We start from the raw sequence: 25,170 nt of genomic DNA on the forward strand, positions 1-25,170 counted from the left end.
GGTCAGGACCCGGCGGCGGGGGCCCCGGCGTCGGTCTGGTCCATGAGCACGATCGCGCCGGTCGGGCCGCTGCCCCGCAGCCGCAGCGGGGACGCCGAGAGGACCAGCCCGACGGTGCGGCCCCGCCGGTTGATCGCCTCGAGCCGCAGCGGGTCGCCGTCGGAGTCGCCGACCAGCGCGCCGCGCACGAGGGGACGCAGGCGCTCCATGGGCAGGCCGAGGTCGAGGTTGAGCAGGTGCTGCCCGATGGTCTCCTCGGAGCGCAGGCCCCACAGGTCGTCGGCCTGGGCGTTCCAGGCCCGCACGATGAGGTCGGTGTCCACGACGACGACGGCCGTGCGCAGGCTGCCGAGCACCGACTCGAGGAAGTCGTTGGCCTCGTCGAGCTGCGAGGTCCGCTCGCGCAGCTCGTCGTTCATCGACTGGAGCTCGTCGTTGGTGGACTGCAGCTCCTCGTTGGTGGTCTCGAGCTCCTCGACCGTGGACTGCAGCTCCTCGTTGGTGGTCTCCAGCTCCTCCACCGTGGACTGCAGCTCCTCGTTGGTGGTCTCCAGCTCCTCCACCGTCGACTGCAGCTCCTCGTAGGCGGTCTCCACCTGGCGGTGCGCGGCCTGCAGCTCCCCGGTCATCCGCTGGTAGCGGGTGACGTCGGAGAAGAAGGCGGCGACCGCCACGCCCCCGTTCGCGCCGGTCTCCAGGGGCACGAGCTGGACGTCGAAGAAGAGCGTCTCGGTGGCCGAGCGCGAGAACTGCACCTCGTGCAGCCACATCGGCCCGCGGTTGCGGCGCACGTCGTCGAACGCGGTGCGCAGCCCGCTGATGCGCTGGCAGAGGTCGAGGTCGGGGAAGTTGCGGCCGATCTCGCGGGACGACACCCCCAGCTGGGCCTCGGCGCGCTGGTTCGCCTTCGCGACCACCTCGTCGGGGTTGACGACGATCGTGGCGAGCGGGCTGAGCAGGAGGGCCTCGTCCTCGAGGCGCGGGTCCCGCCCGGCCCGGGACTGGTCGAGGTGGGCCTGCCCGATGCCGAGCCGCTGCCCGGGGTCGACCTGCTCGGCCTTGCGGAAGAAACGGCGCTTGAGGTCGATCGGGAGGAAGAGCCGGGCGTGGCTGAGCAGCATCTCGGCCTTGCCGAGGAACAGGACACCGGTCGGGTTGAGCGCGAAGTGGAACCGCCGCAGCACCTGGGCCTGGGTCTCGGCGTTGAGGTACATCAGCGTGTTGCGGCAGACCAGTAGGTCGAGGCGGCCGATCGGGGCGTCCTGCACGAGGTCGTTGCGGCCGAAGATGACGCTGTGGCGCAGGTCGCCGCGGAAGACGTACCGCGACCCCGTGCGCTCGAAGTAGCGGTCGCGCAGGTCCTCGGGGACCGCCTGGATCTCCTTCTCGCCGTACGTGGCCTGCCGGGCGGTGGCCAGGGCGTCCTCGTCGACGTCGGTGGCGTAGACCTTGACGCGGCGCCGGAAGTCCTCGGAGCCGACCGCCTCGGCCAGCAGGATCGCGAGCGCGTAGGCCTCCTCGCCGCTCGCGCAGCCCGCCGACCACACCCGGATGCTCTCCCCGCGCGTCTTGGGGGCCAGCAGCGCGGGGATGACCTCCTGCTGGAGCTCGCGCCACGCCTCGAAGTCGCGGAAGAACCCGGTGACGTTGATGAGGATCGTGTTGAAGAGCTGGGTGAACTCGTTCTGGTCCACCTGCAGCAGGTCGAGGTACTCGGCGAACGTCTCGATCTCGACCTGCTGCATCCGCCGCTCCACCCGGCGCTGGATGCTCGAGCGCTTGTACCCGGTGAAGTCGAACCCGCGGCTCTCCTTGATGAACTCCAGCAGGTTCTCGAACTCGCTGTCGACCTGCTCGGTCACCCTGCACCGCCGTCCTGGTCGTGGGAGTCGTGGGAGTCGTGGGCCGCGCCGTCATCGGCCGCGCCCCGCGCGGCCGCCCGCCCGGCTCCGACGAGCAGCCGACGCAGGACCGTCGCCGACCGCAGGGCCTCCTCCGCGGACCGGCGTGACTTCTCGGCCACCCGCGCGGACCCGGTGGCCTGGGCGGACCTCGCGACCCGGTTCGACAGCGCGACCTTGTCCTCGAGGGCCCGCAGCGCCGCGTAGAGCGCCCGCTCGACGGCCTCGTCCTGGGCGGCCCCCAGGCTCTGCGGCGACCACGCGTGCCCCGTGCGGCACCGGAACCGGGGGTTGTCCTGCCCGCCCAGGTCGAAGAGCGGCCCCGAGCAGTCCGGGCAGCTCATCCCGACCACCGGCCCGGGCGGGTCGCGCTCGAGGATCCCGGGCGCCTCGCCCCGGCTCACCCGCACCTCGTAGGCCAGCCGCTCCGAGGGCCGGTGCCCGTCGAGCAGCGGGCGCCCGGCGATCTCGGCCAGGACCGGCCCGATGTCGCGGGCGCTACGGACCACCGCGCCGGGGACCTGGTCGAGGGCGGCCGCGGGCATGGCGTCGTAGAGGGCGTCGGCGGTGTCCTGGACGACCGCGGTCCCGCCGTGGCGCACGATGTCGAGCAGCCCGGCGGCCCCGTCGTCGAGCATCCCGCTGAGCACCACCCCGGTGGCGCCCGGGCCGGCCGCGAAGGCCAGCGACCGGAACAGCGGGTCGATGCCGGGCCGGTGCCCGTTCTCCTTCGGCCCGTTGCTGAGCACCACGTGGCCGTCCGCCACCTGGAGGTGCGCGTTCGGGGGTGCCACGACCACCGCGCCCGGCGTGAGGGGCTCGCCGTCCCGGGCGGTGGTGACCGTCAGCGGACACCGCCGGTCGAGCAGTTCGGCGAGCACCGTCGGGCCGTCGGCCGCCTGGTGCACGACCACCAGCACCGCGGCGTCCAGCCCGGTGTCCAGGCCGGCGACCAGCTCGAACAGAGCCTCGATGCCGCCTGCCGAGGCACCGATCCCGACCACTCTGAGGTCGTCCATCCCGCGCTCCCTACCACGCTCCCGGCCGGCCGCCGGGTGGCGACGCGCGGGAGGTCGAGCGGGGCGAGCGTCCCGCCTGGTCGAGGGGCTCGCCGTCGTGCGAGGGTATCGGCACGCCCGTCCTCCCCTCGTCCAGCGGGTGGGAGGAACCGTGCCCGAAGTATCCCGCTCTGCCGACGACGCGGCGCAGCACGCCACGGAGCTCACGGCCCGGCTGGCACGACTGGCCGACGAGGTCGCCGACTCCGAGGAGAAGGTGGCGGCGACCTACGAGAATTCCGCCCGCCTGCGGCCGCACGCCGCGGAGCGCCTCCAGGGCGCGGCGCAGGAGGCCCGCGCCTTCGCCGAGCGCGAGCGCGAGCAGGGCCGGCGGCTGCGGGAGCAGCACGAGCGCTGAGGAGCGCGCTGCCGCCACCGGAACACGATCATGGCGCGGTGAGCGGCAGTTCTCCCGAACCGCACCACGGACGGCGTCGCGGTCCATACCGTCGCGGGGTGTGCCGACCCAGCCGAGCCCGTGGTTCGCGGCGATCACCGCCGTGCGCGTCGTGCTCGTGCTCGCCGCGGCCTTCGCGGCCTGGCGGGCGGTGCACCTGCACCGCACCGATCCCGCCCGCAGCCCGCTCCCCTGGGCCGTCCTGGTGATCCTCTTCATCTCGACCACCGCGATGATCAGCGTCGTGCCCTAGGCATCCCTCGGCAGCGACCGCCGCACCGCGTCCAGGTCGCGGGCGAGGAACCCGTCGCCGGCGTCCGGCACCGCCCCGTCGCCGGACGTGGTCCGCCGCGACAGCGCGTCGAGCTCGACGGCGACCGCCCCGGCCCGTGCCGCGGTCACCGGCGTCGCCGCCTCCCCGCCGTCGACCGCCCAACAGGCCGCGAGGACCTCGTGGGCCAGCCGCCGGGCCGTGTCCAGCGCCGGCCACCAGACCGTCGCCTGGACGCCCCGGCCGCCCGGGAGCGCGAGCTCGGCGACCTGGTGGGCGTCGGCCAGCGCCAGCGCGTCCCGGTTGAGGTCGCGACGGGCCTCCCGGGCCGCGGGGGTCGCCGTCGTGCGGTCGGCGAGGTGGGGGACGACGCGGGCCGCGTCGCGCAGGGTGCCCGCGACCAGGGCCGCGGGCGCCGGCTGGGCCGGTCCGGGCCGGACCAGCAGGAACACCACCACGCCGAGGGCGCACCCGACGGCGGTGTCCACGCCGCGGGCCAGGAGGAACCCGCCCAGGTCGGCCGGGTGGCCGCCGCTGCCGATGGTCAGGGCGAGCGGGGTGATGACGACGACGCCGAGGCCGTAGTTGCGGGGCATGGCGAGCTGGACCGCGCCCTGCAGCACCGCCACCGTCACGGCCAGCCCCACCCCGGCGGGCTCGGCCGCGAGCACGACCGCGGCGAGCAGGAGCCCGAGCCAGGTCCCGAGCAGCCGCTGCACCGCGCGCTCGAGGGTCCCGGCCCAGCTCAGCCCCTGGCAGAGCACCAGCACCGTGGCGGCGACCGCCCAGTACGCGTGGTCGAGGCCGACCGAGGCCCCGAGCGCGCCCGCGACCAGCGCGCCGAGGGCCACCCGCAGGAGCACCACGCGCCAGGGCGACCCGGTCGCGAGCACCTCGCGGGCGGCCCGCACCGGCCCCGGGCCTCCGCGCGGGACGTCGGCCGGACCGAGCGGACCGGGCGCGGACGGCGGATCGGCGATCGCGGCCGGCACCGCCCGCAGCCGGGCCGCGGCGGACGGGTCGACCGGGCGTCCCTCGTCGTGGGCCCGGACGGCGTCGGCGAGCAGGCCGTGGACCTCGAGGCCGATCGCCCGGAGCCGCTCCAGGGTCCCGTCGCGGCGCGCGGCGGCGGGCTGCCGGCCCACCAGCACGACCCAGCACCGGTGCATCGCCCGCGCCGCCCGGTCCCGCCGCGCGGCGTAGTCCGCCTCGTGCACCCCCTCGACCAGCCGCGCGACGGCCGCCGTGCCGTCCCGCAGCGCCGCCTTCTCCGGCCGGCGGACCCCGGCCAGGACCCCGGACATGTGCAGCAGCCACGCCAGGGCCCCGCCCGCGAGCACGAGCAGGCCCAGCCGCCAGGGCTCGGTGGCGGCGCCCGGGATGTTCGAGGCGGTCGCCGCGGCGAGCACGAACATGTAGGCGCCCGGCGGGCCGGTGTCGAGGGCCTGGCAGAGCCACGTCGCGACGACGGCGAGGGCCGCCACGACCACCACGGCGAGCCACACGGAGACCGCCGAGAGGGCACCGAGCGTCACGACGCCGGCGAACGCGACCGCGATGACGGCGAGCTCCACGGCGCGGGAGCGGTACGGGCGCCCCTGGCCGTACAGGGCGGTGAACGCCCCGACGCTCGCGGTCAGCCCGGCCGAGAGCTCGCCGAGGACCCACCCGATGAGCACCACGCCACCCGCGCAGGTGCCGGCGCGGACCGCGTCGACCCAGTCGAACCGGGTCGGCCGCAGCGCCACCAGGCCCCGCAGCCACCCGCGCCACGAGGTCGTCACCCGGCGCATCCTGCCGTGCGGCGTGCGTGGTGGGGAGCTGTCAGGATCCGCGCCATGACCGCCACCATGGCGCCGGAGGGACTGTCGGAGGTCGAGGCCGCGCAGCGCGCGCGGGACGGCCGGGGGAACGTCCCGGTGCGGGGCTCGAGCCGGACGACGGCGCGCATCCTCCGCACGACGGTCTTCTCGTTCTACAACAACGTCCTGTTCGTGATCGGCATCGCGCTCCTGGCGCTCGGCCGCTACTCCGACGCCCTGGTCAGCGTCGGTCTCGGCCTCATCAACGCGGCCCTCTCCGCGGTGCAGGAGCTGCGGGCCCGCCGGGCGCTCGACCGCCTGCAGCTGCTCGCCCGCGAGCCGGTCACGGTCGTGCGGGACGGGACGCCGCGCCCGGTCGCGCCGGCCGACGTCGTCGAGGGCGACCTGCTGGTGCTGCGCACGGGCGACCAGGTGGTCGTCGACGGGCCGGTGCTCGGGGACGCCCCGTCGGCGCTCGAGGTCGACGAGTCCCTGCTGACCGGCGAGGCGGACCCCGTCCCCAAGGCCCCCGGCGACCAGCTGCTCTCCGGGAGCTCGGTGGCCTCCGGCGAGGGGTGGCAGCGCGCCGAGGCGGTCGGTCCCGCGAGCCACGCCGGACGGCTCACCCTCGCCGCCCGGGCCGACACCACCGACCAGACCCCGCTGCAGTGGCGGATCGACCTCGTCGTCCGGCTGATCATCCTGCTCGTGCTGCTGATGAGCGGCGCGATCCTCGCGCAGGCGCTGCTCGACGGCTCGACCGTCCTGCGCTTCGTGCAGACCTCCGCCGTGCTCTCCGGCCTCGTGCCCTACGGCCTGTTCTTCCTCATCGCCGTCGCCTACGCCGTCGGGGCCGCGCGGATCGCCGGCCGTGGTGCGCTGGTGCAGCAGACCAACGCCGTCGAGGCCCTCAGCCGCGTGGACGTGATCTGCACCGACAAGACCGGGACGCTCACCAGCGGCCGGCTCTCCCTGGTGGGGGTGGCCCCCGCGGACGGCGTCGCCGAGGAGGACGCCCGCACCCTGCTCGGGACGTTCGCCCGCTCGGTGCGCTCCCCCAACGCGACCACCGCGGCGCTCGCCGGCGACGGGTCGCTGCCGGGCACGGCCACCGACCGGCTCGACGACGAGGTCGAGTTCCGGTCGTCGCTGCGCTGGAGCGGGATCGCCACCGGCGACGGCACCGTCGTCCTCGGGGCCCCCGCCACGCTCGCGCCGCACCTCGCCGACCCGCCCGACGTCGTCGACGGCCTGCTGCGCCGGGCCCGCGCGCACGCCGCGCGGGGCCTGCGGGTGCTGCTGCTGGCCCGAGGCCCGGCCGGGACGGGGCTGCGCGACGACGCCGGACGTCCCTCCCTGCCGCCGGTGTCCGCGCAGGCCCTCGTCGTGCTCGGCGACGAGCTGCGCGAGGGCGTGACCGAGGTGCTCGCGGGGCTGGCCGAGGAGGGCGTCGCGACGAAGGTGATCTCGGGGGACGACCCGGTCACCGTGGCGGCGCTGGCCCACCGCGCGGGGCTGGCAGGTGAGGCGATCGGCGGTCCGGAGCTCGCCGCGCTCGAACCGGAGCGCTTCGACGAGGCGGTCGACACGTTCACGGTGTTCGGCCGCGTCGCCCCCGAGCAGAAGGAGCAGATCGTCGACGCCCTGCGCCGCCGCGGGCGCCACGTCGCGATGCTCGGCGACGGGGTCAACGACGCCCGGGCGCTCAAGCGCGCCCACGTGGGCGTGGCGATGCGCTCGGGCAGCGCGGTCACCCGCGACGTCGCCGACATCGTGCTGCTCGACGACTCCTTCACGACGCTGCCGCCCGCGCGCACCGAGGGCCGGCGCATCGTGAGCGGCGTCGGGTCGTCGATGTACCTGTTCCTGTCGCGGGTGGCGACCCAGATGCTCGTCATCCTCGTCGTGACGATGCTCGGGCTGGGATTCCCCTACACGCCCACCCAGGTCGGGCTGACGCTGTTCACCGTCGGCGTCCCGACCTTCTTCCTGACGATGTGGGCCCGGCCCGGCCCGCCCGCGGACGACCTCCTGCTCTCCCTCGCGCGGTTCGTCCTCCCGGTCGGCATCCTCACCGCGGGGTTCGGCGCCGCGGTCTACGCGGGCCTCTACGAGTTGGTGCTCTCGGGGCTCAGCACCCCGAACCTGCCGTCGAACGTGTACTCGCTCTTCGAGGAGTACACCGGCCTGCGCTACGGGGTCGACGCCGACTTCGTGACCGCCTCCGCGACCCTCGGTGCGCAGAGCGGACTGTCGATGTTCGTCTCGGTCGCGTCGATCCTGCTCATCCTGCTGCTCGAGCCCCCGGCGCGGCTCTTCACCGCCTGGGCGCCGGTGAGCCCCGACCGTCGCCCCACGTGGCTGGCGGTCGGGCTGTTCCTGGCGCTCGTCGTCGTCCTGATCGTGCCGGCGACGCGCAGCTACTTCGGCCTGACCGCACCCGATCCGCCGGTGGTGTACGCGGTCGTCCCCACCGTCGTGGTCTGGTTCGTGGTGGTGAGCCTCGCGCTGCGCCACCGCCTGCTCGAGCGGCTGCTCGGTCTCAGAAGGTGATCAGCGGCTTGACGATCCCGTCGCGCTTGGTGGCCATCATGTCGAAGGCCTCCTCGACCTGGTCGATCGACATCCGATGGGTCGTCATGGGCGTCGGGTCGATCTTGCCGTTGACGAGCAGCCGCATGAGCCGCTCCATCCGCAGGCGTCCGCCGGGGCAGAGGTCGGTGGCGATCTTCTTGCCCGCCATCCCGAGGCCCCAGGCGTCCAGCGGCATCGTCACCGTCGGGCCGGACTCCCCGTGGTACCCGACGTTGGACAGCGTCCCGCCGGGGCGGGTGGCGTAGAGCGCGGCCTCGAAGGTGACCTGGTTGCCCAGCGCCTCCACCGTCGAGTCGGCGCCGCCGTCGGTGAGCGCGAGGATCTGCTCGGCGACGTCGCCCGACGCTGGGTCGATGACGACGTCCGCGCCGAAGCGCCGGGACAGCTCCTGCCGGTTGGGGAGGCCCTCGACGGTGATGATCAAGCCGGCGCCCCGGAGCTTGGCGCCGAGGGTCGCCGACAGCCCGACCGCGCCCTGCGCGAAGATCGCGACGGTGCCCCCGACCGGGATGGCCGCGTTCTCCGACCCGATGATGCCGGTGGAGAGCATGTCGCAGGCGTAGACCGCGACCTCGTCGGCGAGCCCCTCGGGGATCGGCGCGAGGTTGTAGTCGGCGTCGTTGACGTGGAAGTACTCGGCCATGTTGCCGTCCTTCTGGACGGTGAAGCGGTAGCCGCCGAGCGCGCCGCGGCACTGCGACGTGTGCCCGGCCTGGCAGTTGTCGCACGTGCCGTCGGGCGTGACGGCGTTGACCGCGACCCGGTCGCCGACCTGGACCGACGTCACGCCCTCGCCGATCTCGTGGACGACGCCGACGCTCTCGTGCCCGAGCAGGCGCCCGTCGGGCACGGGCAGCAGCCCCGCCACGGTGTGCACGTCGGACGTGCAGATCAGCGCCGCCGTGGTCCTCACGACGGCGTCGCCCGGCCCGGCGTGCGGGATCGGCCGCTCCACGAGCCCGGTCTTGCCGGGTCCGAGGATCGCGAAGGCCTTCATGGTGTCGGTCATGGTCCGTTCTCCCTCACGCCGTTCGGAGTGCTCACCCGGCAACCGCCCAGGTGTAGACGTGCTCGCTCGCGGGAACCGCCGCTCCGTCGATGGCGAAGCCCTCCCACCCGTTGGCGGCGATCTGGTCGCACTTGGCCCGGTACGGACCGACGAAGTCGAGGTTGGGCATGAACACCCGCGGCTTGCCGGGGATGTTCGCGCCCATGTACCAGGTGTTCGCGGTGGGGAACAGCGTCGCGTTCGCGATCTCCTGGTTGTAGGCGCACCAGCCGTCCTCGGCCTCCTTCGTGGGCTCGATGACGGTCGCACCCCGAGCACGCAGATCGGCGATGATCCGTCCGATGTAGTCGACGTGCTGCTCGATCGACACCGGCATGTTCGAGAGCACCGAGGGACTCTGCGGACCCGTGATGGTGAACAGGTTCGGGTAGCCGTGGCTCATCAGCCCGAGGTAGGTCCGTGGTCCCTCGGCCCATTTCTCGCGCAGCGGCTCGCCGCCCCGCCCGCGGATGTCGATGCGGTTGAGCGGGCCGGTCATCGCGTCGAAGCCGGTGGCGAGCACGAGCGTGTCGAAGGTGTACTCCGCGCCGTCGGCGAGCCGGAGGCCGTCGCGGGTGATCTCGGCGATCGGGTTCGACTTCACGTCGACGAGGTGGACGTGCGGCTCGTTGAACGTCTCGAAGTAGCCCGAGTCGAGCGGATTGCGCTTGCAGCCGAAGGGGTGGTCCTTCGGGATCAGCAGTTCGGCCGTCTCGGGATCGTGGACCTTCTCGCGGATCTTCCGGTCGAGGAAGCGTCGGACGAGGTCGTTGGCCTCGGTGGAGAAGAAGATGTCGGCGTACGCACCCAGCCAGATGTGGAAGCCGCCGCGTTCCCAGTAGTCCTCGAGGAGCGCTTCGCGCTCGGCGTCGGAGACCTCGGCGGCCCCCTTCTCCTGCAGGTAGAGCTCGAACCCGAAGTTCGACTGCTGGATCCGCTCGCGGATGCCGGCCCAGTCCTCGAGGCGCGCGGCCTTGACGTCGGGATCGACGGGGCCGTTGTTGGCCGGGACGACGTAGTTGGCCGTGCGCTGGAACACCGTGAGCTCGTCGGCCTGCGCCGCGATGATCGGGGTGGCCTGCACCGCGCTCGCGCCGGAGCCGATCATGCCGACGTGCTGCCCGGTGAAGTCCACGCCCCCGTGCGGCCACTCGCCGGTGTGGAACGTGGGGCCGGCGAAGGTCTCGATGCCTCGGAAGGGCGGGGTGTTCGACGCCGAGAGCGCCCCCACCGCCGAGATCACGTACGTGGCGGTGACCGTCTCCCCGGCGTCGGTCGTGACGGTCCAGACCTCTCGGTCCTCGTCGAACGTGGCGGACTCGACGCGGGTGCCGAACGTGATGTCCCGCGTCAGGTCGAACCGGTCGGCCACGTGCTCGAGGTAGGCCCGGACCTCGTGCGACTCCGGGTAGCGCTCGCTCCACTCCCAGGACTCCCAGAGGTCCCGGTCGAAGGTGAAGCCGTAGACGTAGGAGTCGGAGTCGGAGCGTGCCCCCGGGTAGCGGTTCCAGTACCAGGTCCCACCGACCCCGTCCCCGGTCTCGAACACCCGGGCCCGCAGGCCCATCTCGTCGCGCAGCCGGTGCAGCATGTAGAGGCCGGAGAACCCCGCTCCGATGATCACGGCGTCCACGGTGCTCGTGGCGCCGTCCGTGCTCGTCGTCATCGTCCCGCGACCTCCTCGCCCGTCGCTCCCGTGGAGTGCACGGTGGAGCCGGACGGCGGCGGAGCGCTTGGACGATCCGGGCCGTCGCTGGGACGCCCTTGCCCGGCACGGGCGTCCTGACCGAATCGGCGCTGGTCAGGATGCTCGAGATTCCGGGTACGAATCCCGGACGATCGGCCTCGTCGTTGGACATCCTTGCGCTGCAGGTGGTTCGTGACCACCGTCACAGCTAGCGTGGTTCCCGGTCGACGACGGGGTGGCGCCATGGGTGACGGGTTCATCGTTCCCGACGAGCTCCCCACGTGGGTCCCCGGCGAGGTCACCGTCCGCAGCCCCGACGAGTCCTGGGACGGGGTGGCGGTGCGCGGCTACCGCTACCAGGACTCCGACGTCGAGGTCCCGCCGCTGCGCGACTTCATGGTCGTCGCCTACCGGCGCGGGGTGACGGAGATGCGGCGCCGGCTCGACGCGGAGTGGCACCACGAACGGCTCGGCCCGGGCGACGTATCCCTGCTGACGCGGGCCGCCGACTCCCACTGGACGTGGTCGGACCCCATCGAGGTCGTCCACGTCTACCTCACCCACGAGCAGCTCGCCTCGACCTGCCGGGCGATGTACGAGCGCGAGGTCACCGACGTCGCGCTGCACGACACCATCAAGGCCGACGACCCGGCGATCCACCGGGCGGCGATGGCGATCGCCCGGGAGGCGGCGCACGGCGGGGTCGGCAGCGAGCTCCTGGTGGACGCGCTGACCACGCAGCTGTCCGTGACGATCCTGCGTCGGCACGCCCACGTCATCTTCCGCGAGCCGGGCGGTTCGGAGTGCCTGACGTTCCGCCAGGAGCACCAGGTGCGCGACCACGTCGCGAGCCACCTCCACGGGCGGCTCACGCTCGACGACCTCGCCGGCGCGGTCGGCCTCTCGAAGTTCCACTTCGCGCGCCGCTTCCGTGCCTCGACGGGGACGACCCCGCACGAGTTCGTGCTGCAGCAGCGGGTGGACCGGGCGCGGCGCCTGCTCGAGCGGACCGGGACGCCGCTGCCCGAGGTGGCGCTGACCTGCGGTTTCGCCGACCAGAGCCACATGAACCGCGTCGTGCGCAAGCGGCTCGGCGTCACCCCCGGGGAGATCCGCCGCCGGGCGTGAGCGCCGAGGTCCTGCTCAGCCGGAGCGGGCGGGTGACGCCTCGGCCGGCTGCTCCCCCGCACGCAGGGCGGGCGAGCGGACCAGCAGCAGCGTCGCGCCCACGATGACCGCGGCGCTCGCGATCTCGCCGACGACCCACGCGCCCCCGCGCGGCACCTCCCCGAACACGAACACGCCCCAGAGCACGCCGACCAGCGGGTTCATCAGCGTGAACCCCGGCTGGGAGGCGTCGAGCTCGCCGGCCTGCAGCGCGGACTGGAGCAGGAAGAACGACGTCGGGCCGAGCACGATGACCGCGTAGGTCTGCCAGGCGGTGAACAGGCCGACGAACCCGCCGGCCCACGCCGCGCCGACGGCCGCCACGAGGGCCGCGACGATGCCGAACAGGGTGCCGGTCGCGAGGCCGAGCGCGGCCGCGCGCTGCTGGCCGTGGCGCGAGGCGCCGACCGCCGTGAGACCGGCGACCACGCCCAGCCCGATCACGAGCGCGATCACCGAGCGGTAGGTGGGCGCGCCCAGGACGTCGCCGCCGGACGGCGCGAGGCAGTACACGAACCCCGCGAGCCCGACCGCCATCGCGCCGATCGCCACCCACTCCCGCGCCGGCAGCGGGTGGGAGAACACCCAGGCGGCCAGCAGCAGCGTCAGCGGCAGCTCGGCGGTGAGCAACGGCTGGACGACCGCGATCCGCCCGACGGTCAGGGCCGCCGCCTGCAGCAGGAAGCCGAGGATCATGCAGAGGATGCCGCCGATCCAGGACGGGCGCTTGACCAGGTCGAAGAGCATCCCGATGGAGAAGGCGGCGTCGTCGGGCTCGTCGCGCGCGGCGCGGCGCTGCAGCACCGTCGAGCAGGCGTTGACGACCGCGGCGAGCAGGACGAGGACGGTGCCCGCGACGTCGTCACCGCTCATCGGTGTCGCCTCCCGGAGGTCAGTCGCTCGTGTCGACGTTCTGGTCGATGATCGTCTGGCGGTGCGGGGTGACCCAGCAGATCACGCGCTCGGACTTGATCGCCTCGGGCGGGTAGTCCTGCCCGGTGTACTTCCGCGCGATCTCGTCGACGTGGGCGCGCGCCTCCTGGCCGGTGGTGAACTCGGTGACCTCGCCCCGCACCTCGGCGTAACGATACGGGTCCTGCTCGTCCCGGATGAGCACCGTGACCCGCGGGTCCTTCTGGAGGTTCTCGTACCGCGTGCGGTGGGTCTCGGTGTTGAACACGAGCCGACCGTCCTTGATGTCGCACCACAGGACCTGGTTCTGGATCAGGCCGCTGGGCAGGAGCGTCGCGACCGAGGCGAAGTTCGCCCCGGAGGCCAGCTCCTCGGTCATCGGGTGCAGGTCGGGGCCGTTGCGGGTGTCCGCCATCGTCGGGCTCCTCTTCCGGGTCGGGTGCGCGGTCGGTGCGCGGCGCGGGTGCCCGGCCCGTTCGCCCGCGCAACCGTCACGTCGGGCACCCGAGGACGGCCCCGCCCCTACCGCCGCGGGGTGGCCTGGGCGACCAGCGCGGCGAGCTGCGGGTGCAGCGCCGCGGCCACCTCGTCGGGCTCGCCGAGCAGGGCGAGGTGCCGGGCCCCGGGGAGCTCGGCGACCAGGCCCGTGTGCAGCCGGGCCGCCGTCGCGAGGGCCTGGGTGTGGTCGAAGCTGCGGTCCTCGCTGCTCGAGAACACCGCGGTCGGGACGCGGATGGCCCGCTCCTGGTCGTCGGTCAGGCCGATGAGGGGCTGACGCGCGATCGCGAGGAAGGCGCCGACGCCGCCGGGGGCGAGGAACGGCGCCCGCCAGCGGTCGATCGCGCGGTCGTCGGTCGGGCAGCCCGGCCCGCACTGCGAAGCCACCAGCCGGCGGATGGGGTCGCGGTGGCGGACCACGGCCGTGACGACGGCGGGTCCGAGCGGCGGCAGCGTCAGCAGCGTCCGCAGGCCGCTCCCACCGCCGCCGGCCTGGGACCGGTCGGCGCCGAAGTACGGGGTGCCGTCGCCGTTGGCCGCCACCACCCCGGTAACCGCGCCCGGGTCGCGCAGGGCGAGCGAGAGCGCGATCGCGGCGCCCAGCGAGTGGCCGAGCACCACCGGCCGCGTCAGGTGCAGCGCCGCCAGGAGCCCCTGGAGCTGGTCGGTGTCGGCCGCGAGCGTGTACGGGCCCTGGTGGGCGGACCAGCCGTAGCCGCGGACGTCGTAGGCGTAGACGTCGCGGTCCTCCGCCAGGCGCGGCGCGAGGCGGGAGAACACGTAGGTCGACTCGGCGAACCCGGGCACGAGCACCACCGGCGGCTGTCCCGACGGGTGGGCCGCCGCCCAGTGCTCGACGTGCGTGGCGACCCCGGCGGCGTCGACGGTGAAACCCGGGATCGGGGTGTTGACGTGCACCGGCGCCAGGTCGTCCCACGCCAGGTAGAGCCCGGCGAGCGCCAGGACGACGACGATGACCGTGCCGAGCGCGATCCCGGTGCGCCGGAGCCACCGCAGCACCCGTCGTCGCACGCCCACCTCCACCCGAGTCGTCGGGTGTCACCCTTCCAGGCGCGTCGTGAGACCGGCGCGGGGCACGTAGGTGACGCACAGCAAGCGCTCACCGGCCCTTCATCGCCCGGGCGCACGCTGTGCTCCATGGACACCGCACACCTCACCACCGGCTCCTGGATCCGCGGCGCCCTCGTCGTCGCGCTCCTGGTCGACGTCCTCGGCCAGTTGGCCGGCGTGGTGCCGGCGGGATCGGTCGGGATGGCGGCCTCCGTCGGCGTGGCCGGCGCGGTCACGGTGCTCGCGTGGCTCGGGGTGCGCTGGATGCGGCACTCGTCCGTGCCTTCCCGGTAGGCCCCCGGGAGCCTCAGGAGGCCGGCGCCGCGACCTCCTGCTGCTGGGCGACCAGACGGTCGACCGACGCCCGGACGGCGCGCAGCTCCGTCACGACCGCGTCGAGCTGCGCGTCGTTGGTGCGGCGCAGCTCGCCCAGCACCTTCTCCAGCAGATCGTTGGTGGTGGTCAAGGCATCCTTGACCGGTCCGATGCCGGCGAAGTCCACGACGGCCTCCTCACGACGACGATGTTTTCGGTACCGACGGTACCTGATACTCCGTCAGTCGTCGTCCCGGGCGGCCGCGCGCTTGCGGCGCTTCCCCTCGTGCATCGCCGTGACCCGGGCGACCGGGATGGTGTGGCCCTCCTCGACGAGGTCGTCGGGGATCGCGCGGGGCTCGCCGAGGCGCTCCACCCAGCTCGGCCCGCGGAGGAACCGGTCCGGGGTCGCGACGGTGATCTCGGAGGGCACGACGTCGTCGAGGTCGTCCCAGTCGCACGGGCACGACACGGGCAGGCCGGGACGCGCCCGCGTGCTGTAGGCGGCGACGACGGTCGCGTTGCCCGCCCGGGTGGCGTCGAGGAAGACCTTGCCGCCGCGGTCGGCGCGGATGAACGCGGTCGTCGTGCCCTCCGGCTCGAGCCGCTCGGCGCGCGCCGCCACCGCCCGCGTGGCGGCGTGGACGTCCTCCATCGATGCCGGCCGGATGGGCGTGACCACGTGCAGCCCCTTCGCGCCGGAGGTCTTCACGGCGGGGTCGAAGCCGGCGTCGCGGAGGACCTCGCGCACCGCCCGGGCGGCGGTGACGACGGGACGCAGGTCGGACCCCTCGGGCGGGTCGAGGTCGAGGACGAGGTGGGTCGGGGTGCCCGGGTCGGCGGCGAGCGTGAGCGGGACGTGGTACTCGACCGCACGCTGGTTGGCGAACCACAGCAACGTCGCGCGGTCCTCGACGAGGGCGTAGTGGACGTCGCGCTGCGAGCTCTCCGACCAGAACGTCACCGACCGGATCCAGTCCGGGGCGCCCTTGGGCAGGTTCTTCTGCATGAACCGCTCGCGGCCGCGGGCGCGGACCACCGAGAGCGGGCGGCCCGCGAGCAGCGGGAGGATGCGGTCCGCGACGGCGTCGAGGTGGTCGACCAGGGCGCGCTTGGTCACGGGGGGATGGTCGTCGTCGCCGGCGAGGAGCTCCTGGTCGAGGTGGGTGAGACCCACCCCGTCGCGCACCTCGTCCGGATCCGTCGCCATGCGCCGACCGTGGCCGCAGCGCGGCGGCCGGTCAAGCCGGAGGCGGCGCCGGGACGTTGGTATCCGGGGAGACCGACGTGTCGCGCACACACCCCGACGCCTGCCAGGCACGGCTCCGAGGGGAACTGCTGCCCCGCGCCTACTCGGCCGGCCTCGGCCACGACTCCGGCGTGCCGGTGATCAGGGAGCCGTTGCACGCCGAACGAAGATCCGCACGGCGTGCGGTGACTCCCTCGGCCCGGCGATCCGAGAACGGCGTGCGCGGCCGATGTGCGCGTGGCGCGCAGGTCCGAGCGGAACCACGCACCACAGCCGCCGGCGTGTGTGCGCCGCGCGCAGGTCCGCCCACGTCCGATGAGCTGTGTCAGACCTCGGTCAGGTCGATCCGGTACCGCGTCAGGGCCAGCTCGGCGTGGTCGGGCAGCGGCGGGTCGTCGTCGCGCACCACGCACCCCGACAGGGCCGCCACCAGCGCGCCCTCGTCCAACCCCGCCCCGATCAGCACCAGCCGCGCCCCGTCGACGACCGCCCGCGGCGGCGCCGGACGCACCCGGATCGCCGTCCCGACGGTCTGCACCTCCCAGACCCCCGACCCCGACGCCACCCGCACCACGCCCTTCGCCCGCACCACGCCCGCCGGCCCGGCCTCGAGGAACGCCGCCAACCGTCCCGGGTCGAGCGGGCGTTCCGACACGAACGACACGCTCTGCGCCGCCTCGTGCGGATGCGCCCCGTCGACCTCGCGCAACAGCTCGTCGAGCCCCAGCTGCGCCGGCTTCGGGCGCGCCACCGGATCCGCGAGCAACGACGGGTCCAGCGCCCCGTGGGAGGTCCCCACGACGGCCCCCGGAGCCACCCCGCGCACCGCCGCCACGGCCGCGTCGCCCGCAGCCTGCGACACCCGGTCCAGCCCGTTCACGACGGCGAGGTCGGCCGGCCGGGCCTGCTCCAGGTCGGGCGCCGCGGCGTCCAGCACGACGACGAGGCCGCCGTACACCGCGTGCGGGTCGGTCGAGGCCAGCAGCAGCCGCACGAGCTCCCGCGGTTCGGCCAGTCCGCTCGCCTCCACGACCACGAGGTCGAGACCCGTGGCGGGTGCGGTGAGGTCGGCCAGCAACCCCGACAGGCCGTCGGCGTCGGTGGTGCAGCACAGGCAGCCGTTGGCGAGCGAGGTGACCGCGTCGGCCTGGCCCGCGACGAGCATGGCGTCGATCCCGAGCGCCCCGAAGTCGTTGACCACGACCCCGATGCGGGTCCCGTCGGCGTGCCGGAGCAGGTGGTTGACCAGCGAGGACTTCCCGACGCCGAGGTGGCCCGCGACGAGGACCACCGGGACCGTGCGGTTGTGACCCACGTCCGGCGAGCCTGCCAGACGCCCACGACGTAGCGTCCCCGGACGTGCGTCCGCTGGAAGGCATCCGCGTCCTGGACCTCTCGAGGGTGCTCGCCGGCCCCTACGCGACCCAGTGGCTGGGCGAGATGGGCGCCGACGTCGTCAAGGTCGAACCGCCGTTCGGGGACGACACCCGCGGCTGGGGACCACCCTTCCTCAACGACGACGAGCACGACGGTGAGCACGACGACGAGCACCAGCGCATCTCGCTCTACTACCTGTCGACCAACCGCAACAAGCGCGGCATCGTCCTCGACCTCACCACCGAGCGCGGCCAGGAGGCGACCCGCCGCCTGGCGGCCCGCGCCGACGTGCTCGTCGAGAACTTCCGCCCCGGCACCCTGGCGCGCTGGGGCCTGGACTACGACACGTTGCGGGAGACCAACCCCGGGCTCATCCACGTCGCCATCTCCGGCTTCGGGCAGACGGGCCCCTACCGCGACCGCCCCGGCTACGACGTCCTCGCCCAGTCCATGGGCGGCATCATGAGCCTGACCGGCGAGCCGGACGGGCCCCCGACGAAGGTCGGCCTCCCCGTGGGCGACCTCAACGGCGGGACCTGGGCGGTGATCGGGGTGCTCATGGCCCTGCAGGCCCGGCACACGACGGGCCTGGGGCAGTACGTCGACGTCTCACTGCTCGACGCCCAGACCGCCTGGCACACCTGGGCCGCCCAGGCGGTGTTCCACGACGCCCGCCGGGCCCGCCGCCTCGGCGCGGCGCACCCCACCGTCGTGCCCTACCAGCCCATGGCGTGCGCGGACGGCACCCTCGTCGTGGCCACCGGGAGCGAGCGGCTGTGGCGGCGCTTCTGCGAGGTCCTCGAGCTCGACGAGCTCGTCGACGACCCCCGCTTCGCCACCAACGCCGACCGCGCCGACCGCCGCGAGGAGCTCATGGCGCTGGTCGAGGACGTGATGCGGGAGAAGCCGGTCGCGCACTGGGCGGGGGCGTTCGACGCGGCCGGGGTCCCCGTCGGCCCGATCAACACCCTCGACGACCTCTACTCCGACCCCTGGTCGTTCGAGCGCGGGCACCACGTGGAGATGGAGCACCCCGGGGTCGGGACCTACCACGGCACCGGCTTCCCGGTGCACGTGTCCGGACCGGGCGCGACGCCGCCGTCCCCGACCGCCCCGCCGCCGCTGCTGGGCCAGCACACCGCCGAGGTGCTCGCCGAGATCGGCTACACCGACGAGGAGATCGCCGGGTTCTGAGAGGTGCGCCCGACGACGGGTCCTACCGCGGCACCCGCCGCGGCGTCCCGTCCTCCGGGGAGCGCCGCTGCTCCGGGATCGCGATCGGCGCCCGGTCCATCGAGTCGGCCCACGCGGCGAGGGCCGCCCGGTAGGCCTGCCAGCGCAGCACGTCCGTGGCGATCGTCCGCTCGGCGTCCAACTCGGTCCCCCACTCGTCGGCCGGCCCGCCCCCGGGCCCTCACTGGCCGGAGGATGGCAGTCCCGAGCAGCCGAGGCCACGCTGAGCGACAAGTTACCGCCGAGCATCACTCTTTCGGCGTAGTGCGACACCGAGTGCCACCTCGCCGATCGCTCACGGTGCACCACGCAGCAGCTCGCGGACCTTCACCGTGCGCAACCGGTTGAGCGCCGCCGCGACCTCGTGACGACGCGGCACGGCGAGGTCGGTGGCGTCGCGCCCGCCGCCGAGCAGCGCGTCGACCCCGGCGCGACCCAGCTCGGCGTCGAGCAGGTCGAGGCCCTCCCCGAGCGGGATCGTCCCGTCGAGCACGCCCTCGCCCAGCAGCGCGAGCGCCCGCCCGATGCCCGTCACCTGTGACCGGTCGACGATCTGCTCGACCGCGGACAGGTCGACGTCGTCCTCCCCGAACGTCAGCGTGTCGACCCCGCGGGCGGTGACCCGGCGCTTGCCCTGCCGTCCGGTCGGGTCCAACGACGACGGGTCGACCACGCGGCGGGTCACCGGCGGGAACCCGGAGTGCTCCACCGCGCGCGTCCGGCCCTGGGCGGCGATCTCGTGGGCCCGCCCGGTCACCTCCCGGCAGGCGTACGAGTCCATCATGATCACCGTGTCGGCGACCTCGAGGTAGTCGCCCGACCCGCCCATGACCAGCACCGACGAGACGCCGCGCTCGGCGTGCAGCGGGCGGATGCGCTCCACGAACGGCACCAGCGGCTCGGTCGCGATGAGCTGCTGCATCCGCCCGTCGCGGATCATGATGTTGGTGGCCGAGGTGTCCTCGTCGACCAGCAGCACGCCCGCACCGGCCTCGACCGCCTCCACCATCGAGGCGGCCTGGCTGGTGGAGCCCGAGGCGTTCGTCGTCGAGAAGTCGTCGGTCGGCAGCGTCTCACCCCTCTGGCCCGAGGGCAGGTGCGTCACGAACGCCGAGACGTCGGTGCGCACGACGCTGCGGCCGTCCTCGGCCCGCACCTTGACCGCGTCGTCGCGGGCCACGACGCGCTCGCGGCCGTCCCCGGGCTGGTGGTCGTACACCCCCGCCTCGATCGCGCGCAGCACCGTCGACTTGCCGTGGTAGCCGCCCCCGACGATGAGCGTGACGCCCTCCGGGACCCCGAGCCCGGTCACGTCGCCCGCGTTCGGCGTCGGGATCGTGACGCGCAACGACTCCGGCGACGCGAACGGGGTCGCGCCCTCCAGCGGGTGGTCGTCCACCCCGGAGCGCCGCGGGAGGACCGCGCCGTCGGCGACGAACGCGACGAGCCGGCGCTCGGCGAGCGCCGCGCGCAGCGCGACCGCGTCCTCCACGGTGGTGACGAACTCGCGGGCCGCGCGGCGGTCGTCGTCGGGAAAGCCCTCCCACCGCAGCTGCGCGACGGCGGCCGGGAGCGTCTCGCCGAGCAGCGTCGCCGCCTCGCGGCCGAGGATCCGGCGCTTGGGCCCGGGCATGGGCACGCCGAGCTCCACGGTGACGGTGCCGTCGGCCTCGACGCGGCCGGCGCTGCGCTCGAGGACCTCGGGTCCCCCGGCGTCGACGTGCACCGGTGTGCCCCGCAGCGCGCGGCGCAGCCGGCGGAGGAGGAAGCCCGACAGCGCCCGCCGGCGGTCGGGCGTCGTCGTCAGCTCGGTGGGTGCGGCGTCGGGCAGCCGCACGCGGATCCGCGACGGCGGGGCGAACGGGTCGGCCTGGACGCGGACGACCGTCAACGTCGCGCCGGAGCCGAGCGGCCAGTCCCCGGACAGCGACCTGTAGCGGCCGTAGCTCTGGCCGTCGAGCGAGCGCAGGGTGGCGGCGAGGTCGTCCCGGGGCATGGCGGGGAGGGTGCCCGACGTGCCCGCCGGACATGTCCGCGGTGGGAGGATGGAGGGGTGATCATCCCGCTCGCCTGGGTGCTCGGCGTCGCGGCCCTGGCCTGGGCGCTGTGGTGCGGTGTGTCGGCGGTCGTGGACCAGGCGCCGACGTACCACCACCGGCTCGCGCTGCTGGTCATCGAGGTCGTCGCGCTGCTCCAGGCGCTGCTGGCCGTCGTGCTGCTCGTCGTCCAGGGCGGGCGGACCGGCGGAGCCGTCGCGGAGATCGTCGGATATCTCATCGCGCTGGTCATCGCGCTGCCGGTCGGCGCCGCGCTCGCGTACCAGGAGCGGACGCGGTACGGCTCGATCGTGCTCGCGATCGCGGGGGTCACGCTGGCCGTGCTCGTGCTGCGCACCACCCAGGTCTGGGAGGCGACCCGTGTCTGACCCGTCGTCCGAGGGGGCGACCGCCACCGCGCCCCGCCGCATCAACAGCGGCCCCGGCGTCGTCCTGCTCGTCGTCTACGTGATCTTCGCGATCTCGGCCGGCGCGCGGGCGGTGTTCCAGCTCGCGGTCCAGTTCCACGTCGCCCCGCTGGCCTACGTGCTCTCGGCGTTCTCGGCGGCGGTCTACATCGTGGCCGCGGTCGCGATCGGGCGCCGGCGCCGGACGCTCGCGCTCACCGCGGTGTGGATCGAGCTGATCGGCGTGGTCGGGATCGGCCTGTTCACCGTCCTCGCCCCGCAGGACTTCACCGACGCCACGGTCTGGAGCGACTTCGGCAGCGGCTACGGCTACGTCCCGCTGATCCTCCCGGTGCTCGGGCTGATCTGGCTGTTCCGCGTGCGGGAGTCCTGACCGTGCAGACCCGCACCCTCGCGACCGCCGAGGTCGACCTCGTCCACGACGTCGCCGGCCCCCTCCCGCCCGCCGACGGACGACCGCCGCTGCTGCTGATCGGCCAGCCGATGGACGCCTCGGGCTTCCGCGCCCTGGCGTCCCACCTCGGCGACCGCACCGTCGTCACCTACGACCCGCGCGGCCTCGGGCGCAGCGTCCGCCACGACGGGCGCACCGACAGCGACCCCGAGGTGCAGGCGCGGGACCTGCACGCGCTCGTCGCCGAGCTCGGCACCGGCCCGGTCGACGTGTTCGCCTCCAGCGGCGGCGCGGTGACGGGCCTGGCCTGGGTGACGGCGTTCCCCGACGACGTCGCCACGCTGGTCGCCCACGAGCCGCCGCTCTTCGGCCCGCTGCCCGACGCCGAGGTCGCGACCCGGGCGTACGACCGGGTGCGCGAGACGTACGAGCAGCGCGGCTGGGGGGCGGGGATGGCCGCCTTCGTCGGCATGACGACGTGGGTGGGCGAGTTCACCGCGGAGTTCCTCGCGCAGCCGCTCCCGGACCCGGCGGCCCTCGGGATGCCGCCCGAGGACGACGGCCGCCGGGACGACCCGCTCCTGTCCGCACGCTCGCTGCCGGTGGTGCGCTACCGGGTCGACCTCGGCGCGCTGGCGGCGGCGCCGACGCGGATCGTCCTCGCGGTGGGCGAGGAGTCGGCCGGCGTGTTCCCGGGCCGAGTGGCGGTCGAGCTGGCGGCGCGGCTCGACCAGGAGCCGGTGGTGTTCCCCGGCGGTCATGGTGGGTTCAGCGCCGAGGACGCCCACTGGCCCGGGCAGGCGACGGCGTTCGCCGAGCGGCTCAGAGCTGCGCTCATGTGAACGGATGTGGTCGTCAGGACGACGAAATCCGTTCACATGGGCGTCAGCCCAGCCCGGTCCCCTCGACCCCGCGGCGCCAGTAGCCGTCGAGGTCGATCCACTCGGTGGGCAGCAGGTCGCGCAGCCGCCGCCGCACCGGGCGCAGCGCCGACGCCTCGGCCCCCATCCACACCAGCCCCTCGCCCCCGGGCCGCTCCCAGGCGGCGACGGCGTCGCCGAGCAGCGTCGTCGTGCCCGGCTCGGCGCCGTCGCGGTGCAGCCACCGGATCCCGACGCCGGGCGGCGCGGCCAGGTCCTGCTCCTCGCCCGCGTCGGCGACCTCGATCAGCGCCAGCCCGGACGCGCCGGCGGGGAGGTGCGCGAGCCACCGGGTGAGCGCCGGCAGCGCGGTCTCGTCGCCGCCGAGCAGGTACCAGTCGCGGGGCTCGGCGGCCAGCGAGGAGCGCGGCCCGTAGAGCCACAGCGCCCCGGCCGGGTCCTCGATCCAGCGGCCCGCGAGGCCGGACCCGTGGCGCACGAAGTCGATCTCGAGCTCGTCGTCGTCCCGTGACCGGAGGGTGTACTCGCGATAGGGGCGCGGGCGGCCCGGCGGCGGCGCGACGAGCCCGCGGGGGCCGATCTCCGGGCGGTCCGGCTCGCCGCCGGGCTCGAGGGGGAAGAAGAGCTTGGCGTGGTCGGTCGGGCCGGTGAGCGGGAGCGCGGCGACCGCACCGGCCGTCGTCGCCCGCAGCCGCACCCGGCGCATCCGCGGCGTCACGTCGGTCGCGTCGAGGACCTCGACCCGCACCGGGTCGACGTCGTGCGCGACCTGCGTGAGGACGGGGGCGTTGCGGACCACCATGGCCGTCACGCTAACGGCGGGTGTTCGCCCGATGTCGCGGACCCGGAACCCGGCCGCCACGGGAGTAGGGCAGCATCCCGGCTCGTGACGGCACAGCAGACGGGCGCCGCGGCCGGCCCGGAGATCTCGGCGGACCGCATCCCGCGCCTCGTGGCGAGCCCGTTCCCGCCGATCGCCGACTACGGCTTCCTCTCCGACTGCGAGACCACCGCGCTCGTCGCGCCCAACGGCGCCGTCGAGTGGCTGTGCCTGCCGCGGATGGACTCCCCCAGCGTCTTCGGCGCCGTCCTCGACCGGGACGCGGGCACCTTCCGGGTCTCGCCGGACGGCGTCGACGTGCCGGCCGCCCGGCGCTACGTTCCCGGGACGATGGTGCTCGAGACGACGTGGTGCACGCGGACCGGCTGGCTGCAGGTGCTCGACGTCCTGCTCATGGGGCCGTGGCACCACGAGGGCGAGCGGTCCGGGTCGCACATGCGGGCGCCGACGGACTACGACGCCGACCACGTGCTGCTCCGCGTCGCGCGCTGCCTGTCGGGGCAGGTGCAGCTGCGCATGGAGTGCGCGCCGATGTTCGACTACGGGCGGACGCCGGCGCAGTGGTCGTATCCCGACGGCGGGTACCGGACGGCGCGCGCCGTCGGCGGTCCCGAGGACGGTCCGGCGCTGCTGCTCACGACCGACACCAACGTCGGGTTCGAGGGCGCGCACGCGACGTCGCGGACGCTGATCAAGGAAGGCGAGTGGCGCTACTTCGCGCTCTCGTGGAGCGAGCACGCCCCGCCGGCGACGGTCGACGAGGCCCTGGACCGGCTGACCTGGACCGAGCACCACTGGCGGCACTGGCTCGACCGCGGCGACTTCCCCGACCACCGCTGGCTGCCCTACCTACAGCGCTCGGCCCTCACGCTCAAGGGCCTGACGTTCGCGCCGACCGGGGCGATCGCGGCCGCGGCGACGACGTCGCTGCCCGAGACCCCGGGCGGCGAGCGCAACTGGGACTACCGCTACTCCTGGATCCGCGACTCGGCGCTGGCCCTGTGGGCGCTGTACGCGCTGGGGTTCGACTGGGAGGCCAACGACTTCTTCTACTTCGTCGCCGAGGCCGCCGAGGCCGCCGCCGGGCACCTGCAGATCATGTACGGCGTCGACGGGCGGTCGCGGCTCGACGAGGAGGTGCTCGCCCACCTCGACGGCTACGAGGGCGCCTACCCGGTGCGCATCGGCAACGGTGCGTACGACCAGGCGCAGCACGACGTCTGGGGCGCCGCGGTCGGGGCGATCTACCAGTACGTCCGCAGCCGCGACCGGCTCGACGACCGCCTGTGGCGCATCGTCGTGACCCAGGTCGAGGCGGCGCTGGAGAACTGGCGCGGACCCGACCGCGGGCCGTGGGAGGTGCGCGGCGAGCCGCAGCACTTCACCACCTCGAAGATCGCCTGCTGGCTCGCGGCCGACCGGGGCGCCCGGCTGGCGGCGCTGCGCGGCGACGCCAAGCGCGAGGACCGGTGGGCGCGGGCGGCGGCCGAGATCCGCGACGACGTGCTGGCGAACGCCGTCGACTCCCGCGGCGTGCTCTGCCAGCACTACGCGACGACGGCGCTGGACGCGTCGCTGCTGCTCATGCCGATCGTCGGGTTCCTGTCGCCGGAGGATCCACGGTGCCGGGCGACGGTGCTCGCGATCGCCGACGAACTCACGACCGACGACCTCGTGCTGCGCTACCTCGTGGAGGACACCGACGACGGGCTCTCCGGGGAGGAGGGCACGTTCACGATCTGCTCGTTCGCCCTGGTGTCGGCGCTCGCGGTGATCGGTGAGGTCGACCGCGCGACCGCGCTGTGCGAGAAGCTCTTGGCCTCGGCGTCGTCGCTGCACCTCTACGCCGAGGAGATCGACCCGCACTCGGGGCGACATCTGGGCAACTTCCCGCAGGCGTTCACGCACCTCGGGCTCATCCAGGCGGTGATGAACATCGTGCGGGCGGAGAAGAAGGCGGCCCGGCGGTAGGGGTCGCGGTGTCGGGATGCCAGCGAAGCGTCGTTGCT

24 protein-coding genes are annotated in these 25,170 nt (G+C 74.3%); 10 read left to right on the plus strand and 14 right to left on the minus strand.

The genetic code is table 11. From position 1 onward, the window contains the following. Window positions 1-2: 2 nt before the first annotated feature. Window positions 3-1,862, minus strand: a complete 1,860-nt coding sequence (locus tag HH311_RS13015) for a CheR family methyltransferase (RefSeq protein WP_169184096.1) — start codon at window positions 1,860-1,862, stop codon at window positions 3-5. Next, on the minus strand, window positions 1,859-2,920 hold the full coding sequence (locus tag HH311_RS13020) for a chemotaxis protein CheB (RefSeq protein ID WP_169184097.1): 1,062 nt from the start codon (window positions 2,918-2,920) through the stop codon (window positions 1,859-1,861). The genes HH311_RS13015 and HH311_RS13020 overlap by 4 nt, the downstream gene beginning before the upstream one ends. 151 nt (window positions 2,921-3,071) lie before the next feature. On the opposite strand from HH311_RS13020, the gene HH311_RS13025 reads away from it, so the two are divergent. Together HH311_RS13025 and HH311_RS13030 are read left to right on the plus strand one after the other, a co-directional pair. Beyond that, window positions 3,072-3,317, plus strand: a complete 246-nt coding sequence (locus HH311_RS13025) for a hypothetical protein (protein ID WP_169184098.1) — start codon at window positions 3,072-3,074, stop codon at window positions 3,315-3,317. 100 nt (window positions 3,318-3,417) lie between these two features. Next, window positions 3,418-3,609 carry a hypothetical protein gene (locus HH311_RS13030; protein WP_169184099.1) on the plus strand — a complete coding sequence of 64 codons (192 nt, stop codon included), beginning with the start codon at window positions 3,418-3,420 and terminating at the stop codon, window positions 3,607-3,609. Here HH311_RS13030 and HH311_RS13035 read toward each other — a convergent pair. Then, window positions 3,606-5,411 carry an FUSC family protein gene (locus tag HH311_RS13035; RefSeq protein ID WP_169184100.1) on the minus strand — a complete coding sequence of 602 codons (1,806 nt, stop codon included), beginning with the start codon at window positions 5,409-5,411 and terminating at the stop codon, window positions 3,606-3,608. The two genes, HH311_RS13030 and HH311_RS13035, sit on opposite strands and share 4 nt — an antisense overlap. 54 nt (window positions 5,412-5,465) lie before the next feature. Here HH311_RS13035 and HH311_RS13040 point away from each other — a divergent pair, with 54 nt between their 5' ends. Next, window positions 5,466-7,982, plus strand: coding sequence for an HAD-IC family P-type ATPase (locus HH311_RS13040; RefSeq protein WP_248292544.1), 2,517 nt, complete (start codon window positions 5,466-5,468; stop codon window positions 7,980-7,982). On the opposite strand, the gene HH311_RS13045 is transcribed toward HH311_RS13040, so the two are convergent. Both HH311_RS13045 and HH311_RS13050 read right to left on the minus strand, forming a co-directional pair. Further along, a complete protein-coding gene (locus HH311_RS13045) occupies window positions 7,972-9,033 on the minus strand; it encodes an alcohol dehydrogenase catalytic domain-containing protein (protein ID WP_169184101.1) in 1,062 nt (353 codons plus the stop codon). The two genes, HH311_RS13040 and HH311_RS13045, sit on opposite strands and share 11 nt — an antisense overlap. Before the next feature lie 31 nt (window positions 9,034-9,064). Beyond that, complete coding sequence (locus HH311_RS13050) at window positions 9,065-10,738, minus strand: NAD(P)/FAD-dependent oxidoreductase (protein WP_169184102.1); 1,674 nt, start codon at window positions 10,736-10,738, stop codon at window positions 9,065-9,067. A gap of 264 nt (window positions 10,739-11,002) precedes the next feature. On the opposite strand from HH311_RS13050, the gene HH311_RS13055 reads away from it, so the two are divergent. After that, complete coding sequence (locus HH311_RS13055; protein WP_169184103.1) at window positions 11,003-11,887, plus strand: AraC family transcriptional regulator; 885 nt, start codon at window positions 11,003-11,005, stop codon at window positions 11,885-11,887. A gap of 15 nt (window positions 11,888-11,902) precedes the next feature. Here the strand turns inward: HH311_RS13055 and HH311_RS13060 are convergent, their stop codons facing one another. The 3 genes from HH311_RS13060 to HH311_RS13070 all read right to left on the minus strand — a co-directional run bounded on the left by HH311_RS13060 (window position 11,903) and on the right by HH311_RS13070 (window position 14,368). Then, entirely contained in the window at window positions 11,903-12,799 is an 897-nt protein-coding gene (locus HH311_RS13060; protein ID WP_169184104.1) for a DMT family transporter, read from the minus strand. Window positions 12,800-12,818: 19 nt separating this feature from the next. After that, window positions 12,819-13,253: a TIGR03618 family F420-dependent PPOX class oxidoreductase gene (locus tag HH311_RS13065; protein WP_169184105.1), complete on the minus strand. Its 435-nt coding sequence runs from the start codon at window positions 13,251-13,253 to the stop codon at window positions 12,819-12,821. A gap of 107 nt (window positions 13,254-13,360) precedes the next feature. Continuing rightward, window positions 13,361-14,368 carry an alpha/beta fold hydrolase gene (locus HH311_RS13070; RefSeq protein ID WP_169184106.1) on the minus strand — a complete coding sequence of 336 codons (1,008 nt, stop codon included), beginning with the start codon at window positions 14,366-14,368 and terminating at the stop codon, window positions 13,361-13,363. Between the two features lie 126 nt (window positions 14,369-14,494). Between HH311_RS13070 and HH311_RS13075 the strand changes: the two genes are divergently transcribed. Then, window positions 14,495-14,701, plus strand: coding sequence for a hypothetical protein (locus tag HH311_RS13075; protein WP_169184107.1), 207 nt, complete (start codon window positions 14,495-14,497; stop codon window positions 14,699-14,701). 13 nt (window positions 14,702-14,714) lie between these two features. On the opposite strand, the gene HH311_RS13080 is transcribed toward HH311_RS13075, so the two are convergent. The 3 genes from HH311_RS13080 to HH311_RS13090 form a co-directional block, all read right to left on the minus strand. Continuing rightward, window positions 14,715-14,909 (minus strand): hypothetical protein, encoded by a 195-nt coding sequence (locus tag HH311_RS13080; RefSeq protein WP_169184108.1) that lies wholly within the window; start codon window positions 14,907-14,909, stop codon window positions 14,715-14,717. Window positions 14,910-14,963: 54 nt separating this feature from the next. Further along, window positions 14,964-15,932, minus strand: coding sequence for a DNA polymerase domain-containing protein (locus tag HH311_RS13085; RefSeq protein ID WP_169184109.1), 969 nt, complete (start codon window positions 15,930-15,932; stop codon window positions 14,964-14,966). 364 nt (window positions 15,933-16,296) lie between these two features. Beyond that, window positions 16,297-17,286 (minus strand): GTP-binding protein, encoded by a 990-nt coding sequence (locus tag HH311_RS13090; protein WP_169184110.1) that lies wholly within the window; start codon window positions 17,284-17,286, stop codon window positions 16,297-16,299. A 44-nt stretch (window positions 17,287-17,330) separates the two neighbouring features. Between HH311_RS13090 and HH311_RS13095 the strand changes: the two genes are divergently transcribed. Continuing rightward, window positions 17,331-18,542, plus strand: coding sequence for a CaiB/BaiF CoA-transferase family protein (locus tag HH311_RS13095; protein WP_169184111.1), 1,212 nt, complete (start codon window positions 17,331-17,333; stop codon window positions 18,540-18,542). Between the two features lie 22 nt (window positions 18,543-18,564). Here HH311_RS13095 and HH311_RS13100 read toward each other — a convergent pair whose 3' ends face one another. Both HH311_RS13100 and HH311_RS13105 read right to left on the minus strand, forming a co-directional pair. Further along, a complete protein-coding gene (locus HH311_RS13100) occupies window positions 18,565-18,723 on the minus strand; it encodes a hypothetical protein (RefSeq protein ID WP_169184112.1) in 159 nt (52 codons plus the stop codon). Window positions 18,724-18,876: 153 nt separating this feature from the next. Next, on the minus strand, window positions 18,877-20,577 hold the full coding sequence (locus tag HH311_RS13105; RefSeq protein WP_169184113.1) for an ABC-ATPase domain-containing protein: 1,701 nt from the start codon (window positions 20,575-20,577) through the stop codon (window positions 18,877-18,879). 57 nt (window positions 20,578-20,634) lie between these two features. Here HH311_RS13105 and HH311_RS13110 point away from each other — a divergent pair, with 57 nt between their 5' ends. The 3 genes from HH311_RS13110 to HH311_RS13120 are packed head-to-tail and all read left to right on the plus strand — an operon-like array spanning window position 20,635 to window position 22,281. Beyond that, the gene (locus HH311_RS13110) at window positions 20,635-21,006 is read left to right on the plus strand and encodes a hypothetical protein (RefSeq protein WP_169184114.1); all 372 of its coding nucleotides are present in this window, start codon (window positions 20,635-20,637) and stop codon (window positions 21,004-21,006) included. Continuing rightward, window positions 20,999-21,418, plus strand: coding sequence for a hypothetical protein (locus HH311_RS13115; protein WP_169184115.1), 420 nt, complete (start codon window positions 20,999-21,001; stop codon window positions 21,416-21,418). The genes HH311_RS13110 and HH311_RS13115 overlap by 8 nt, the downstream gene beginning before the upstream one ends. 2 nt (window positions 21,419-21,420) lie before the next feature. Further along, window positions 21,421-22,281, plus strand: a complete 861-nt coding sequence (locus HH311_RS13120) for an alpha/beta fold hydrolase (RefSeq protein WP_169184116.1) — start codon at window positions 21,421-21,423, stop codon at window positions 22,279-22,281. Between the two features lie 43 nt (window positions 22,282-22,324). Here the strand turns inward: HH311_RS13120 and HH311_RS13125 are convergent, their stop codons facing one another. Continuing rightward, complete coding sequence (locus HH311_RS13125; RefSeq protein WP_169184117.1) at window positions 22,325-23,122, minus strand: siderophore-interacting protein; 798 nt, start codon at window positions 23,120-23,122, stop codon at window positions 22,325-22,327. Window positions 23,123-23,206: 84 nt separating this feature from the next. Here HH311_RS13125 and HH311_RS13130 point away from each other — a divergent pair, with 84 nt between their 5' ends. Next, window positions 23,207-25,132 (plus strand): glycoside hydrolase family 15 protein, encoded by a 1,926-nt coding sequence (locus tag HH311_RS13130; protein ID WP_312030116.1) that lies wholly within the window; start codon window positions 23,207-23,209, stop codon window positions 25,130-25,132. Window positions 25,133-25,170 lie beyond the last annotated feature (38 nt).

It is taken from the genome of Actinomycetospora sp. TBRC 11914 (genome assembly GCF_012933465.1).
GTDB lineage: Bacteria > Actinomycetota > Actinomycetes > Mycobacteriales > Pseudonocardiaceae > Actinomycetospora.